We start from the raw sequence: 16,577 nt of genomic DNA, 5'->3' as shown, positions 1-16,577 counted from the left end.
AAATGTTTAGTTTATACAAAAAAGAGCCGAAGATTAGATAAGCGGCTCTTTTTGTGTGTTATAAAAAACTATTCGTTGGTAACATTGATAAACTTATTATGCGTCAATGTATCTAAAGTTCCTTTTTTTGCTATTCCCTGCCAATCAGATATTTTTCCGTTTACATTTATTTTGATACCCACATTGTCTGCCGTTTCATAAAGGATGTATTTTATGCTGCCGCTGTTAAACTCAAGTTCGTAACCTGTATTTTGTTTCCTGAATTTAAATGCGGCCTTACTTGCTTTTTCAGGACTGGACGGATGGGCGAAAGAAATAAAATTATACTCATCATTCTTCCGAAAGGCGTAATACAATACATTATCAGCTTTAAATAGAATCACACGGCCTTTACCGTTTTTTGTGTCGAAAGAAAGTAATTTGTTTGTTTTTAAACCTTCTTCATATAGAGATAGAGAGGTAAAAGAAACCCATTTATTATTCTCCCATTTTTTGCCGGTTATATTACAGTAGGGCGATGGAAAGTAACCATCTTCCTGATAAGTTGCAACCATTTTTGCTTCTTTACCCAAAACACTGTAATGCTCACAGCCATGAAGTGACGCACCGCCTGAGCTCCATGTTATAAGTCGTTTGTTTTTAGTATCTATATCAAAAGAACCACCACGCATACAGTAAGCACCGTTGTATACTTCACTTATAGTTTGACTATATGAAAAATCAGTTGTTGTGTTGATAAAAATACTAGCATTGGCAATTGGGGAATAACAGCCCTCATCAAATTTTTCCGTATCATGGATAATGATATCTGGTCTGCCGTCAAAATTAACATCGCCCAGAATACGAATATTACTGTTTGAAATACTTTTGAAAGCTGCTGTTTTCGCTGTTTTGCTTATTTGTGGTTTAGAAAGTTCTTTTGCACCATACTCCAGCACAGTTTTCGGACTTTTATTTTCTGTAAGCTTGTAATATTCTTTTATTTCTGAGTTTATGGTTTGCTGCACAAAATATAAAGTATAGTCTTTCATGAAATCATGAATAATGTAAGCCTTCTGAGCATTTGTATTGAATATCCCGGCTAATAGAAAAACAATTAAAAACGTTACTTTCATATTTGATGTATTTATTATTCTGAAACTTCGAGTTCATCAAAGTCTTTAATTTCAGATAATTTAATCAGTTTGCTTTTACTGATTTTAGTTTCTGTTTTCTCAAAAACTTCATTCTCATCTTCTGCATCTCTATTTATGTTTTCATTTGTAATCTTCTTCTTAGTTAAAAAGTTTATACTTGTTTCAGTAAGAACCATAGGGCCCTGATTACTGCTTGCGTCATATCCAATAAGTTCTAAGTCGGAGTTTTGATATCTAAAAGTGTAGGCCCAATATCCATATCTTCCATGTCCATAGTTTACAAATAATTTTCCTTTGGTTATTTCAACACCTAACTCCGGAGCAAAGTAAACACCGCCGTCTTCATTTTCAGAAGAGAAACAATCGTAATTTTTAACAGCGAGTTCATAACCTTCATTTTTATTTAAAAGCACAATTATACCTCTGCGGTTTCGGTCTAACTGACCGCGGTATTCATCTTGAATGACTTTGCTCTTATCAGTTCCTTTAATAATAAAAGCAAGGTCATCCAGATTGTCTTTGTTTAAATCCCCATAAATAGTATCAAAAATGACATAACCTTTTGGTACAAAATCTTCTGGACTTTTCTTTGTTACAACCGCTGATTCTTCAGTTTCAGGAATTTCCTTGAGCTCTGTAACTTCGGTGTTTGATTCTTTGTCATTGGTTTTGGAATCTTTACAGCTGTAAATTATAGACAGTAGTAAAATTGTAGTAATAATTGAAAAGTATTTTTTTACCATAATTTAGGTTTTTTTTAGTAGATTTTTATTTTTAAAATTTCTCAGTTGGAGCAATTTACTAATTAAAAAAAATCAGGCAAATCCTGCCTGATTTTTTGATGAGATTAATCCTTTTTCAAAATTCTTAGATACCGAATTTAGCGTCAATATTATGCTTATCAGTATATGTTTTTGCAACATTCATCAATTTGGTAAACTTAGCGTCAATTTCGTTTCGAGTAGAAGCGTCAAAATCTGCAATCGCTTTTTCTATTTGTTCTGGAGAAGCTTTTTCATCTTTCAGTTTCGCAATGGGCAAATAACCTTCTTTTTGTTTCGCTATCGCATAAGAAAATAAATCTTTTGATGCCTGAAGAAGTTCTTTATTATCATCGTCTTCATTGATTTCTTGAATTCTTTTAAATTGCGTTTCTAAATTGGTTATATCAAATTTAAAATAATCGTAATAAGAAGATGGAATCATCTTTTTTTGTGTTTCATCATAAACCTGAGGTTCAGATTCCAACTTATAATTGATATCCTTACTTCCAAAACGAGATAATAAATTCGAATTTAAAGCAGCAATTTCAAAGGTTTTTTCTGGGGAAAGATTGTTGCAGGAAGTAGAAATTATACTTGCAGTGATTAATACAAATAGTAGTAAGGAATTATTTAGAGTCTTTTTCATTTTTAAAATTTAATAGGGTTATTTGTTAATCAATTTATCTAAAGTAGCAGTAAAACTATCACCACTAAAAACAGAATAAAATGAAATACTAAAAAGGGTTTTATTTTCTTTATTTAAAAGCTTTATTTGGCTGGTCCAATCATTTGTTGAAAAGCGTTGAACATCTGATAGATAAATAGTTTCATGACCTGCAATTAATTTATCTTTATAAAGAACCAGTGTTTTTGGTATTACATTCAAATATGATTTTGTATTTAGTGCAAAAAATTGTGTACTTAGTAATTTAGCATAATCAATATAATGAAAGTTTACACTTTTGCCTTCGTTTAGCTGCTGTAATATTTTTGGAAAGTTTGCTTCCTGCTGGCGCGTACGAATAGTTGTAATTGCTGCACCGTAATTACTATATTTAGCAGATATAGCCTGCCAATCAGTTCTTTCGTTATTTCGGAAAGCGATGTTATTTGGACCAAAAATTCGTTTGCCAGATGTAAATAAATAAACGTGCTGAATGTCTGAATAAAGAGTAATTTTTTGACTTTCTTTATTAACAGCGACAATTCCTTTCTCATGCAAATAAAATACCGCTCCCTTTGTTAAAACGATTGACAACAAGAGAATAGCAATACCTAGTATCATTATTCCAATCATTGTTATATATAAAATACTGATATCACCACTAAAAGTAGACTTTCCTTGATTTATAGGGATAATTGCGCCAAAGTAGATAAGACCGCATATTGCAGCAAATAAAATGCATATAAATACAGCAAAATATAAAAACGTTTTGCTGGGTACGCTTTTCAATTCTAGTTTTCCAAGTTCGGGATGCGTGCTCATGAATAATTTAATTTAACATTTATGCAGATTATTTCTACGATAAATGATTTTATTTTTCAAAATGATACTGTTTCCATAGTACCATCCAGTTTATAAAAATGTAAGAGTATTTGTTTAAGTTTAAAGCTGATCTATCCTTTTAAAATTTTACTTTTCTCAGTTTCGAATTCTTCCGAAGTTAAAATTCCAGCGTCTAGAAGTTCTTTTAAATCTAATAATGCTTTTTTCTTTCCTTCCATAGCGTTTGAATTATCTGCTTTTGGAGATTCCTCTTTTTGAATAGGCGTTATAACAGTTCCAGATGGTGCATATTTCAGAATCAATTCGGTTATTTCATTAAAACCTTTTACGTTTGAATAATCAATTGCCTTTTGCTCTTTTACATTTACAATTGAAGCATCGGCTTTATTATCCAATAAATATTTCACTACATCTTTTTTTCCGTTCGCAGCGCTGTAGTGCAAAGGCGTATTTCCGGATTCGTCTTGAATGTTGATATTAGCACCAGCATCAATCAATAATTTCACCATGCTTAAATTGCCTTTTTTTGTTGCCACGTGCAAAAGGCTTTCTCCGCCGTAAGTATAACTACTATTTAGTGTAAAACTTGAATCGTTTGCAATATTTGCAGCGCTGACAATCCAATCCAGATAATCATTCATAGATGACGTTTCTCCAGCGACTGGTTTGCTATAATTTACATCAACTCCATTTTCTAAAAATAAAGACACAATTTCCTTTTGATTATTCGCGCAAGCGTACCAAACAGGAGAGTAACCGTTATTGTTTGAAGTGAAAACATCAGCGCCTCTTTCGACTAATAATTTAGCCAGCATTCTGTTGGTTTCGTAACACGCAATCAAAAGGGCATTTTCGCCAGAATGATTTACTTGATTAATGTCGGCACCATTATCCAAAAGTAAGGTCACCATTGGAATCGATTTGGTATAACAAGCATACAATAATGGCGTGTTTCCTTGTTTATCGGTGACATTAATATCCGCTCCTTTGTCTAAAAGAAGTTGAATAATTTCTCGATTTAATTTAGCCGAAGCTAATAAAAGTGGTGTTTCTCCATTGTTATTCAGTAAATTAACATCTGTTCCTGCTTCAAGCAACTTTGTTGCAATTTCAATTTGAGCAGTTTGAACGACTAAGTGTAAAAGGCTGTTTCCGTATTTATCATTTTTGGTGATTTCGGCACCGTTTTCTAAAAGATACAGCGCCGTTTGTTTCTGCTTTTGCAAACAAGCAAAGAATAAAGGCGTTTCTCCCTCATGATCTTCATAGTTAATATCGGCACCATCTTCGGTTAGGATTTTCACAATATCCAGATAACCTCTGTGTGCGGCATAATGAAGAGCGGTTCTTCCTCTTTCGTCAGTATATTTTACATCGACTTCTTTATTTTGAAGTAATAATTCAGCTATTTTTCGGTTGCCGTTTTCGCAGGCAATTATAAATGACATAGACATATAATCGTAGTTTATATAATTCAGTTATTATGATTTCATTAAAAGTTCAACGGTTTTGATTTTTAGGTTGTCTCCAGACGCAAGCGTAAGAGCCGTTTCATCTTTATCGTTGGTTATGGATTTATCGGCACCACTTTCCAATAGCAGTTTTACTTTTCTGTAGGTTTCTTTTGCCGCTTCGGCATCATAATTTACGTTATAAGCGCAAACTTTATGAAGTAATGTGTTTCCTTCATTATCTTGTTCGTTTACTTCAATTGATCCGGTATCAAGGACAGTTTTTAAAATTCCGGATTTTTTCTCAGCAATATAATCAAGTCCTGACTTTGGATTTCCGTAATATTGAGCACAATGATTCAAGTCGGCACCATCTGATAATAATCTTTCTAAAGATTTCAAATCCCTTTCGGAATCCGACATCATTTTAATAAATTCGGTAAGTAAAGTTCTTCCGTCTTTGTTGATTATGTTGAAATTAGCACTCGAAGAAGCTGTTAAAAGATCATACATTTCAAAAGACATTTGTTCTGCAACAGCATAATAAAAGGCATTGTTTTCTAGATTGTCGGTTTCATTTGGATCTGCGCCGTTTTCTAGAAGTAATAGAATGTATTCTTTTTTATGCCTTTTAACGGCATACATAAGCGGCGTGGTTCCTACTACATTTTTCTCGTTTATATCGACGCCGTTTTCAAGTAGTATTGTAATATATTCTTTGCCTTTTTCGGCATTTAAAGAATAGTTGTTTACAATTTTATGAATTAGATTTTCCTGTGCATTGTTCTTAAACTGAGCATTACAATTGAAATCTTCTATTAAGCTTTTAATAATTTCCTGAACAGCTTCTTTCTCGATGCAATAACCCAATAAAGTCTGATCGCTGATTTCATCATTAACATTATCGATTTTAGACATTATTTCCTTGAAGAAAGAAAAAGATTCGTCGTCATTTTTTATGTTTTGGGCAATTGAACTGAAAATTGATTTATCAAAGCTATCCAATTCGTAAATATCAGTTTCGATAAAACCTGCTTTTATCAAAGCTTCTACAAGATCAAGTGCTTTGGCTTCAAAAATTTTGGCTGTTATTTGCGAAAAGTTGTTTTTAAGATATTGTTCAGAAAACGATTCTCCGTTTTTAATAGATTCTCTGGCAGCATCAAGGTTTCCCTGAAAAATATACTGTTCGATGATGTTTTGTGTGTGCATGTAAAAAATATTTTAAATTGAATAAAGCTCGAATTAATACTGCTTTGAATTCTAATTTTGAGACAGTATCAATCAGGTTGTAAGATAAAACATAAAATTGTTAAAAATATTTCAGAATGAAAATTTAAAATGGCTTTTTATGTTCAGAAATAGACATAATGGATATTTTTAAGCTTTTTCTATCTAATTTCTTCAAAAAAATAAACGAAAAGTATATTTAAAAGAAAACCCTATTCACTAATTTCTTTTGTAGTTAGTTTTTTGTTCTGATTCTTCAAGAATTAATTTCATGGTTTTTCAATAGGGTTCTAATTTTTTCTTTTCAAGAGAAATACAAAATTAATTTTGAAAAGAATTGAAAAGGACCCTAATAAGTCATAAAACAAACAGAATAAGCCATTTATTTAGAGAAGAATAAAATATTTTTAATATAGAATTTTAGAACGGTTATTTTTTAAAATCGATTCATTTTTTATTTAACACCCCTTTACAATTAATCTATAAATAGCAAAATAAAAAAAATACTATCTTTACCGATCAAACGTTTATGAACTTAAGCTGCGTTTTGGCAGCACTACATATATAATTATGGCATGTACAAGTTGTTCAACCTCAGATGGCGGTGCGCCTAAGGGTTGTAAAAATAATGGGAGTTGCGGCACCGATAGCTGCAATAAATTGACGGTTTTTGACTGGCTTTCGAACATGAGCCCGTCTAATGGAGAGGCGATTTTTGATTGTGTTGAGGTTCGTTTTAAAAACGGACGCAAGGAATTCTTTAGAAATTCAGAAAAATTAACTTTGAGTATTGGCGATATTGTAGCAACTGTTGCTTCGCCCGGACATGATATTGGAATTGTTACTTTGACAGGAGAATTGGTTAAAATTCAAATGAAAAAAAAAGGTGTTAATCACGATAGTAACGAAGTTCCAAAAATTTACAGAAAAGCATCTCAAAAAGATATTGATATCTGGTCTACAGCGCGTGATCGTGAAGAACCAATGAAAGTTCGTGCACGTGAACTGGCAATTCAGCATAAATTAGAAATGAAAATTTCGGATATTGAATTTCAGGGAGACGGATCAAAAGCAACATTTTACTATACAGCAAATGATAGAGTCGATTTTAGACTTTTAATTAAAGATTTTGCCAAAGAATTCAGTACCAGAGTCGAAATGAAACAAGTAGGTTTCCGTCAGGAAGCCGCTCGTTTGGGGGGAATTGGTTCTTGCGGACGTGAACTTTGCTGTTCTACCTGGCTTACTGATTTTAGAAGTGTTAATACATCAGCAGCTCGTTATCAGCAATTATCTCTAAATCCGCAAAAATTAGCCGGACAATGCGGTAAACTAAAATGCTGTTTAAACTACGAGTTAGATACTTACATGGACGCATTAAAGGATTTTCCGGATTACGATACCAAACTGGTAACCGAAAAAGGAGATGCTGTCTGCCAAAAACAAGATATTTTTAAAGGTTTAATGTGGTTTGCTTACACCAATAATTTTGCAAATTGGCACGTTTTAAAAATTGATCAGGTTAAAGAAATTATTGCCGAAAACAAACAAAAAAACAAAGTTTCTTCTTTGGAAGATTTTGCAATTGAAGTTATTTCAGAACCTGAAAAAGACTTCAATAACGCAATGGGTCAGGAAAGTTTAACCCGTTTTGATCAGCCAAAAAGAAAGAAAAAACCAAATCGCAAACGCAAAAATGCTGAAACTGCAGTTGTTGCAGCTCCTGAAAAACCAAAACAGGCAAATAATAATAACAATAAACCTGCCGGAGGAAATCCAAATCCAAATCAGCAGAATAAACAAAACCCAAATAAACCAAATCATAAGAACAAGCAGAATTCGAATAAAAACAATCCGAACAAGCAAAATTCAAATGAAAATAAACCAGCTGAACCTAGAAAACCTATAATTATTACAAAAAATGAGAATAAAAAATAGCGGTATTCTTCTTTTGGCAGCGATACTTTTTTTTTCGTGCGATAAAAAAAGAGTATTCGATGAGTACAAATCTGTTGGAAGTGCCTGGCACAAAGACAGTATTGTAACCTTTGAACTGCCCGTTTTAGATTCTACCAAAAAGTACAATTTGTTTGTAAATTTGAGAGATAACAACAATTATCCTTTCAATAATTTATTTTTAATTGTGGCTATTGAAACACCAAGCGGCTTTACAAAAGTGGACACTTTAGAATACCAAATGGCAAATCCTGACGGAACATTAATGGGGAACGGTTTTACTGATATTAAAGAAAGTAAACTGTACTACAAAGAAGATGTAAAGTTTAAAGGGAAATACAAAGTTCATATTAAGCAGGCCGTGAGAGAATCAGGGAAAATACCTGGAGTTGAGGCTTTAGAGGGTATTACAGACGTAGGTTTTAGAATAGAACAAAAAGATTAGAAAAATAGTTATGGCTGCTAAAAAAAACAATCAAAACAATACCGTAAAGGATATTAATTACTACAAAAAGAAGTTCTGGAGATTCTTCGCTTATTTCCTATTGGCAATTTTGGCCTTCTTCTTATTCGCTTCTTGGGGCCTTTTTGGTTCAATGCCTTCATTTGAAGACTTAGAAAACCCAGATTCTAATTTAGCTACCGAAGTCATTTCTTCGGATGGAGTTGTATTAGGTAAATATTTTAAAACCAATAGATCACAGCTTAAATATTCAGATCTTCCTAAAAATTTAGTAGAGGCATTGGTGGCTACTGAAGATGCGCGTTTTTACGAACATTCAGGAATTGACGGACGTGGAACCTTAAGAGCCGTTTTTAGTTTAGGTACAAACGGAGGAGCAAGTACATTGACACAACAGCTTGCAAAACAGTTGTTTCATGGCGAAGGTTCTCGTTTTCTGCCTTTCAGGATTCTACAAAAAGTAAAAGAATGGATTATTGCCATTCGTTTGGAGAGACAATATACCAAAAACGAAATTTTGGCCATGTATTGCAACGTTTACGATTTTGGAAATTATTCTGTTGGGGTAAGCTCTGCAGCACAAACCTATTTCTCAAAAGAACCTAAAGATTTGACAATCGACGAATCGGCTATGCTGGTTGGAATGTTTAAAAATTCAGGATTGTATAATCCGGTTAGAAATCCAGAAGGAGTAAAAAACCGTCGTAATGTGGTTCTTGGGCAGATGGTAAAAGCAAAAATGATTTCAGAGTCAGAAAAAGAAAAACTTCAGGCTTTACCTATCGCATTAAAATTCAAACTTGAAAGCCACCGCGAAGGAACAGCAACTTATTTTAGAGAATATCTTCGTGATTACTTAAAAAAATGGGTAGCAGAAAACAAAAAACCAGACGGATCTGATTACGATATTTATAAAGATGGTTTAAGAATTTACACAACCATCGATTCAAGGATGCAGCAATATGCAGAAGAAGCCGTTTCTGAGCATATGAAAAATTTACAACAGCAGTTTTTTATTGAAATGAAAAACAATAAAAATGCACCATTCTTAAATATTACTCAGGCAGAGACAGACAGAATCATGATGCAGGCAATGAAGAATTCTGTTCGCTGGGCACAAATGAAAGATTCAGATAAAAGCGAAGACGATATTATCGCTTCTTTCAAGATAAAAACCAGAATGCGTGTGTTTACCTGGAAAGGAGAACGCGATACTATCATGACACCGCTGGATTCTATTCGTTATTACAAACACTTCTTACAATCAGGCTTAATGGCAATGGAACCTCAAACGGGTAACATTAAAGCTTGGGTTGGGGGAATTAATTACAAATATTTCCAATACGATCACGTAGGTCAGGGAGCAAGACAAGTAGGTTCTACATTCAAGCCTTTCGTTTATGCCACAGCTATTGAAGAATTAAATATGTCTCCTTGCGATTCTATTCTAGACGGACCTTTCATGATTCATAAAGGGCGTCACCACGTAACCGCAGACTGGGAGCCAAGAAACTCTGACAACAGATACCGCGGAATGGTAACTTTAAAACAAGGTCTGGCGAATTCGATCAATACAGTTTCTGCTAAATTAATTGACAGAACGGGCCCGGAGGCCGTTGTTGATTTGACAAGAAAACTTGGGGTGAAAACTGAAATTCCAGTTCAGCCTTCAATCGCACTTGGAGCAGTTGATATTACGGTTCAGGACATGGTCGCGGCATACAGCACATTTGCCAATCAGGGAGTGTATGTAAAACCTCAGTTTTTAAGCCGAATTGAAAATAAAAGCGGTGAGGTAATTTTTGAACCAATTCCGGAATCTCATGACGTTTTAAATAAAGATATAGCCTTTGCTGTAATCAAATTATTAGAAGGTGTAACCGAAACTGGTTCGGGAGCACGTTTACGTACACAAGGCGGTGGAAGTGGAGATAAACGTTGGACAGGATATCCGTATATGTTCAAAAACCCAATTGCAGGTAAAACAGGAACAACACAAAACCAATCAGATGGTTGGTTTATGGGAATGGTTCCAAACTTAGTAACCGGAGTTTGGGTTGGGTGTGAAGACCGTTCAGCACGTTTCAAAAGTTTAACTTACGGACAGGGAGCAACAGCAGCGCTGCCAGTTTGGGCTTATTTCATGAAACTTTGTTATAAAGATCAAAACCTTCAAGTCTCAACATCCGAATTTGAGCGTCCAAAAAATCTTTCTATTAAGGTTGATTGTTACCAAAGACCGGTTATCGTAAAAGATACAACACAAACAGAACAAAATACAGACGAATTCGAGTTGTAAATTCTATTCAGTTTTAAAATAAAAAACATCCTTTTGTAATCTTTCTTACCTGGAAAGCACAAAAGGATGTTTTTTTATAATTAATTATAGCTAACAATATTTTCAAATTTTATTTTTTACGAAATCGTTATAAATTAATCTAAAAATCTTATTTTTATCAAAATTATACGGTAATAAAGACAGTTTGTTATGATAACAAAAAAAGTTAATAATGTTCAGGAAGCTATTGCAGGAATTGAAACCGGAATGACAATTATGTTTGGCGGTTTTGGTTTATGCGGCATTCCCGAAAATACAATTGCAGCATTGGTAAACACTCCAATTTCAGATTTAACTTGTATTTCAAACAATGCAGGTGTAGATGATTTTGGTTTAGGTTTGCTTTTGCAGAAAAAACAAATCAAAAAAATGATTTCCTCTTATGTAGGTGAAAATGCCGAGTTCGAACGTCAGATGCTTTCGGGAGAACTTGATGTTGAATTGACACCACAGGGAACTTTGGCAGAACGATGTCGTGCCGCTCAGGCAGGAATTCCGGCATTCTTTACGCCCGCCGGTTACGGAACCGAAGTTGCCGAAGGAAAAGAAGTCCGCGAATTCAACGGGAAAATGCATATTATGGAAGAAGCTTTTAAAGCCGACTTTGCTATTGTAAAAGCATGGAAAGGCGACGAAGCCGGAAATCTAATTTTTAAAGGAACGGCCAGAAACTTTAATGCCTGTATGGCCGGAGCCGGAAAAATTACGATTGCCGAAGTTGAAGAACTGGTTCCTGTTGGCACTTTAGATCCAAATCAAATTCATATTCCGGGAATTATGGTACAACGTATCTTTCAGGGAGAAAAATTTGAAAAAAGAATAGAACAGCGAACAGTTAGACAAAAGAATTAGATAATCGTTTTGAATTATCCAATTATCAAATTGACACATTAAAAAAATATGATAAAAACACTTTTTTGCGGGCTGTTATTTTCTTTTGCTTCGTTTCAGATTTATGCTCAAACAACAAATGAACTCCGACAAGAACTGAATAAGATAATTTCGGGGAAAAATGCATCCGTTGGAGTTTCAATAAAAAGCATTGAAGATAAAGATACTCTAAGTATCAATGGAAATTTGAAAGCCCCTTTAATGAGTGTTTTTAAATTTCATATTGCGCTGACTGTGTTAAACAAAGTAGATGAAGGTAAACTTTCTTTGACTCAGGATATTTTTATAAAAAAGAAAGATTTGCATGAGAATACCTGGAGCCCAATGAGGGAGGATTTTCCAAATGGAAATGTTAACCTGACTTTAGATAAATTGCTTAGATATACGGTTTCGCACAGTGATAATAATGGTTGCGACATTTTGATCGATTTAGTGGGCGGAACAAAAGAAGTACAGAAATTTATAAATAAGCAGGGAATCAAAGACTTCGTTATTAAAGTAAACGAAGAACAAATGAAAAGCTGGAAAAAACTGTATGTAAATACAACAACTCCACTGGCAACTACAGAATTGCTTGAAAAATTCTATAAAGGAGAGGTTCTAAAAGAGGCAATAACAAAGTATTTGTATCAAATAATGGTAGAAACATCAAGAGGCCTTACCTGGATGAAGGCCGGACTTCCTGAAAATACAGAATTGGCGCATAGAACCGGGATATCAGGAACAAATGATGATAACCTGAGAGTTGCAATGAATGATGTGGGAATAGTAAAACTTCCAAATGGGAAACATTTCATTATTTCTGTTTATTTAAAAAACATTACAGAAAAGCAAGAAGACACCGAAAAAATAATTGCAGATTTAACCAAAGCGAGCTGGGATTATTTTACAAAGAAAAATTAGATAATTAGAAATGTGATAATTAGATAATTAAATAGATAAAGTGAAACATTATCGAATCATCTAATTTCCAAATAGACACATTATAAATATGGCACTTAATAAAGAAGATATAGCAAAACGAATTGCGAAAGAAGTAAAAGACAGATACTTTGTTAATCTGGGAATTGGAATTCCAACTTTGGTTGCCAATTATGTTAGAGAAGATATTGCAGTTGAATTTCAAAGTGAAAACGGCGTTTTAGGAATGGGACCTTTTCCATTTGAAGGAGAAGAAGACGCTGATATCATCAACGCAGGAAAGCAGACTATTACTACACTGCCCGGAGCAAGTTTCTTCGATTCGGCATTTAGTTTTGGAATGATTCGAAGCCAAAAAGTAGATTTAACTATTCTGGGTGCCATGGAAGTTTCTGAAAACGGAGATATTGCCAATTGGAAGATTCCGGGTAAAATGGTAAAAGGAATGGGAGGCGCAATGGATTTGGTGGCTTCCGCCGAAAATATAATCGTTGCCATGATGCACGTAAACAAAGCAGGCGAATCTAAAATTCTTAAAAAATGTACTTTACCGCTAACTGGTGTAGGGTGTGTAAAAAAGGTCGTAACGGAGCTCGCTGTTCTCGAAGTAACGGAAAAGGGTTTTAAGCTCTTAGAACGAGCGCCAGGCATATCAGTTGAGCACATTATAGCTTCGACTGAAGCAGATTTAATAATTGAAGGGGAAATACCAGAAATGGATATCTAAGTAATACAAGAATTATTGTAAAAAAATCAAAGCCAGCTTTAAAGCTGGCTTTTTTTGTAAGATTAAATTAAAGTTAAGCTCAAAAACGAAGCTGTTTTTTGTTTTTTGTGCTGTTTTTCAGTTGTTTAAATCTTCAAACTATACAAAATTTCGCACTTTTATTTGTGAATTTCTTACAGTTTGTTAAATAAAAGTGAATTTAAAGTAAAAATTGTTGCATTTTATCGATTAACGGCAAATTTCATCGATTATCTAACATAATTAAAATACTTTTATTTCAAATTTAAGTATTTACTTACTTTAATTGATTTGTTTGTAATTATTTAACCAAACTTTAAAACCCCCAATTATTATGGAAAGAAAATTACCAAGAATTATTACTGCAGCTTTACTTATTTTATCACTTTCAGCAGCTGCGCAGGTGACAGACAAACGGGTAAGCCAGAAAAGTGTATCCGAAAACGGGCAGCCTAGTTTAATTACCTTTAGTGATGTATCTACGTATAAAGGAACAGATTCTCAAAAAGTTTTTAAAGAACAGCTTGGACTAAAAGACAACCAGACTTTTAGAAAAGTAAAAACAGAAACGGACAAACAAGGTTATACGCACGAAAAATTTCAATTGTATGAGCAGGGAATCAAAGTAGAATTTGCCAATTATACTTTACACTCTGAAAAAGGGAAATTAGTTTCGATGAATGGAGAATACTACAATATCGAAAATGTAAAACTTACGCCGGCTCTTTCTGCCCAGGAAGCTTTTAACAAAGCAGTAAGCCATACTCACGCCACAGAGTATCTTTGGGAAAAACCAAGTGACGCAAAAGAAATTGGCTATGAAAAACCTGTTGGCGAACTTGTTTTATTACCAGATATGGAACAACAGGGAGAACAAAGAACCACTGATAAAGTTCGTCTTGCTTATAAGTTTGATATTTATGCAACAAAACCGCTAAGCCGTGGTGATTTGTATATTGATGCTCAAACAGGAAAAGCATTGTTTTATAACGCGACAATAAAACACCTCAATGATAATGTTCATGCAAGAAAATTATCTTCATCAAAAACTGCAGACAAAGAAATTGCTTCTTATAAAAAAGCAATTGTGGCAGCAAATGCAGCTACACGTTACAGCGGAACGCAAACTATACAAACCACTTTGAGCGGTTCATCTTATATTTTATTGGACGGCACACGCGGTACGGGAATACAAACGTATAATTCTGCCAGAACGGCAACGTATCCAACAACAAACTTTACAGATGCAGATAATAACTGGACTGCAGCAGAATATAATAATACAAACAAAGACAATGGAGCACTTGATGCACATTGGGGCGCCGAAATGACGTATGATTATTGGTCTGCAGTACACGGAAGAAACAGTTATGATGATGCCGGAGCAAAAATCAAAAGTTACGTGCATTACAACTTAATTGCAGCAGGATATTCTAGTAACAACAATGCTTTCTGGAATGGAAGTGTTATGACATACGGTGACGGAAGCGGTACTGGTGGATTTGATATCCTGACTTCTCTGGATGTTGCAGGACACGAAATTGGTCATGCAGTTTGTACATATACAGCAAACCTGGCATATCAAAAAGAATCCGGAGCAATGAACGAAGCTTTCTCTGATATTTGGGCAGCTTGTATCGAATATCGTGCAGCGCCTACAAAGTCAACTTGGTTAGTGGGTGAAGATATTGAAAGAAGAAGCGGACACGTAGCGCTTCGTTCTATGAGTAATCCAAAAGCAGAAGGCCAGCCGGATACTTACGGAGGAACAAACTGGATTAATGTGAGCTGTACACCAACAAGCAGCAATGATTATTGCGGCGTGCATACCAATTCTGGAGTTTTTAATCACTGGTTTTATATTTTAACAGTAGGAAAATCAGGAACTAATGATATTGGAAGTTCATACAATGTAACAGGTATCGGAATTGATAAAGCAGCAAAAATTGCATTCCGTTTAGAAGACGTTTATTTAACTTCAAACTCAACTTTTGCAAATGCAAGAACATCAGGAATCCAATCGGCAATTGATTTATATGGAGCAGGCTCTGCAGAAGTTATTGCAACTACCAATGCATTTTATGCGATAGGAGTTGGTGCGGCCTATTCTGGAACTACAGATACAGTTGCTCCATCAGCACCAGCAAGTTTAGCAGCTTCGGGAACAACAGGAACGACAACAAATCTTACTTGGACGGCTTCAACAGATAATGTGGCTGTTACAGGATATGATATTTACCAGGGAACTACTCTTAAAGGTTCATCGACTACAACATCATTCAATGTAACTGGATTAGCTGCTTTAACAACTTATAGTTTTACTGTAAAAGCAAAAGATGCAGCAGGAAATGTTTCTGCAGCGAGTAATGCGGTAAGTGTAACAACGACAGCCGCAACAGTATCATATTGTGCTTCTCAAGGAAATAGTACTGTTGATGAAAAAATAAGTAAAGTTGTTTTTGGAACAATTAATAATACATCAACAGGAACAGCAGGTTATGAAAATTATACCGCTATTTCTACCAATGCTGCAAGAGGAAGTGCATACACAATCTCTATAACTCCGGTTTGGACATCAACAAGTTATAACGAAGGTTATGCAGTATTTATTGATTATAACCAAGATGGAGATTTCTCAGATTCTGGAGAAACAGTTTGGACAAAAGCAGCATCTAAAACTACTCCGGTAACAGGAACGATTACAATTCCGGCAACTGCGACTTTAGGTGCAACTAGATTAAGAGTTTCTATGAAATACAATGCAATTCCAACTGCTTGTGAAGGATTCTCTTATGGACAAGTTGAAGATTACACCATTAACATTACAGCTTCGGGAACTGTTGAAGTAGAACAAATCGCAGCAGGAATTGTTGAAACTACTCAAACAGAAAGTTTTGCGTTGTATCCAAATCCGGTTGAAAGCGAATTAAATATTTCGGTTTCAGAAGCAAATGGATATTCTTATAAAATTATAAATACATTAGGACAACAGCTTGTTTCAGGCGAAGTTGCTGGAGCAATTGATGTAAGCAGATTAAGCACAGGGATTTATATAATCGAATTGAATAATGGAGATAAGAAAATCGTAAAGAAATTTGCTAAAAAATAAAAGAATTGAATTAGTATAGAAATGAAAAGCCTCGCAATTTGCGAGGCTTGTTTTTTTTAATCGCAA

Annotated in this window: 13 protein-coding genes; 7 read left to right on the top strand and 6 right to left on the bottom strand. The window is 34.4% G+C overall.

The features are described 5' to 3' along the window. Positions 1-68 precede the first annotated feature (68 nt). From L1276_RS07060 to L1276_RS07035, 6 genes are all read right to left on the bottom strand, one after another. Positions 69-1,115 carry a hypothetical protein gene (locus L1276_RS07060; protein ID WP_253786397.1) on the bottom strand — a complete coding sequence of 349 codons (1,047 nt, stop codon included), beginning with the start codon at positions 1,113-1,115 and terminating at the stop codon, positions 69-71. Positions 1,116-1,129: 14 nt separating this feature from the next. Next, entirely contained in the window at positions 1,130-1,879 is a 750-nt protein-coding gene (locus L1276_RS07055; RefSeq protein WP_253786396.1) for a hypothetical protein, read from the bottom strand. A 124-nt stretch (positions 1,880-2,003) separates the two neighbouring features. Then, positions 2,004-2,546, bottom strand: a complete 543-nt coding sequence (locus L1276_RS07050; protein ID WP_253786394.1) for a hypothetical protein — start codon at positions 2,544-2,546, stop codon at positions 2,004-2,006. 18 nt (positions 2,547-2,564) lie between these two features. After that, positions 2,565-3,386 (bottom strand): DUF6585 family protein, encoded by an 822-nt coding sequence (locus L1276_RS07045; protein ID WP_253786393.1) that lies wholly within the window; start codon positions 3,384-3,386, stop codon positions 2,565-2,567. 131 nt (positions 3,387-3,517) lie between these two features. After that, entirely contained in the window at positions 3,518-4,861 is a 1,344-nt protein-coding gene (locus L1276_RS07040) for an ankyrin repeat domain-containing protein (RefSeq protein WP_253786392.1), read from the bottom strand. 27 nt (positions 4,862-4,888) lie between these two features. Next, the gene (locus L1276_RS07035; RefSeq protein ID WP_253786391.1) at positions 4,889-6,070 is read right to left on the bottom strand and encodes an ankyrin repeat domain-containing protein; all 1,182 of its coding nucleotides are present in this window, start codon (positions 6,068-6,070) and stop codon (positions 4,889-4,891) included. Positions 6,071-6,658: 588 nt separating this feature from the next. Between L1276_RS07035 and L1276_RS07030 the strand changes: the two genes are divergently transcribed. The 7 genes from L1276_RS07030 to L1276_RS07000 all read left to right on the top strand — a co-directional run bounded on the left by L1276_RS07030 (position 6,659) and on the right by L1276_RS07000 (position 16,511). Then, positions 6,659-8,026 (top strand): regulatory iron-sulfur-containing complex subunit RicT, encoded by a 1,368-nt coding sequence (locus tag L1276_RS07030; protein WP_253786390.1) that lies wholly within the window; start codon positions 6,659-6,661, stop codon positions 8,024-8,026. After that, entirely contained in the window at positions 8,010-8,489 is a 480-nt protein-coding gene (locus L1276_RS07025; protein WP_253786389.1) for a gliding motility lipoprotein GldH, read from the top strand. Before L1276_RS07030 ends, L1276_RS07025 begins: the two co-directional genes overlap by 17 nt. A 10-nt stretch (positions 8,490-8,499) precedes the next feature. Further along, positions 8,500-10,806, top strand: coding sequence for a penicillin-binding protein 1A (locus tag L1276_RS07020; protein ID WP_253786388.1), 2,307 nt, complete (start codon positions 8,500-8,502; stop codon positions 10,804-10,806). Between the two features lie 189 nt (positions 10,807-10,995). After that, positions 10,996-11,697 carry a CoA transferase subunit A gene (locus tag L1276_RS07015; protein ID WP_253786387.1) on the top strand — a complete coding sequence of 234 codons (702 nt, stop codon included), beginning with the start codon at positions 10,996-10,998 and terminating at the stop codon, positions 11,695-11,697. Between the two features lie 48 nt (positions 11,698-11,745). Beyond that, complete coding sequence (gene bla, locus L1276_RS07010) at positions 11,746-12,639, top strand: class A beta-lactamase, subclass A2 (protein ID WP_253786386.1); 894 nt, start codon at positions 11,746-11,748, stop codon at positions 12,637-12,639. An 88-nt stretch (positions 12,640-12,727) separates the two neighbouring features. Beyond that, positions 12,728-13,384 carry a CoA transferase subunit B gene (locus tag L1276_RS07005; RefSeq protein ID WP_253786385.1) on the top strand — a complete coding sequence of 219 codons (657 nt, stop codon included), beginning with the start codon at positions 12,728-12,730 and terminating at the stop codon, positions 13,382-13,384. A 352-nt stretch (positions 13,385-13,736) separates the two neighbouring features. Continuing rightward, positions 13,737-16,511 carry a M4 family metallopeptidase gene (locus L1276_RS07000; protein WP_253786384.1) on the top strand — a complete coding sequence of 925 codons (2,775 nt, stop codon included), beginning with the start codon at positions 13,737-13,739 and terminating at the stop codon, positions 16,509-16,511. Positions 16,512-16,577 lie beyond the last annotated feature (66 nt).

This window comes from Flavobacterium sp. HSC-32F16, from assembly GCF_024171645.1.
In the GTDB taxonomy this organism is placed as follows: domain Bacteria; phylum Bacteroidota; class Bacteroidia; order Flavobacteriales; family Flavobacteriaceae; genus Flavobacterium.
Note: the sequence above shows the minus strand (reverse complement) of the source record. Positions and strands in the feature narration are given on the sequence as shown.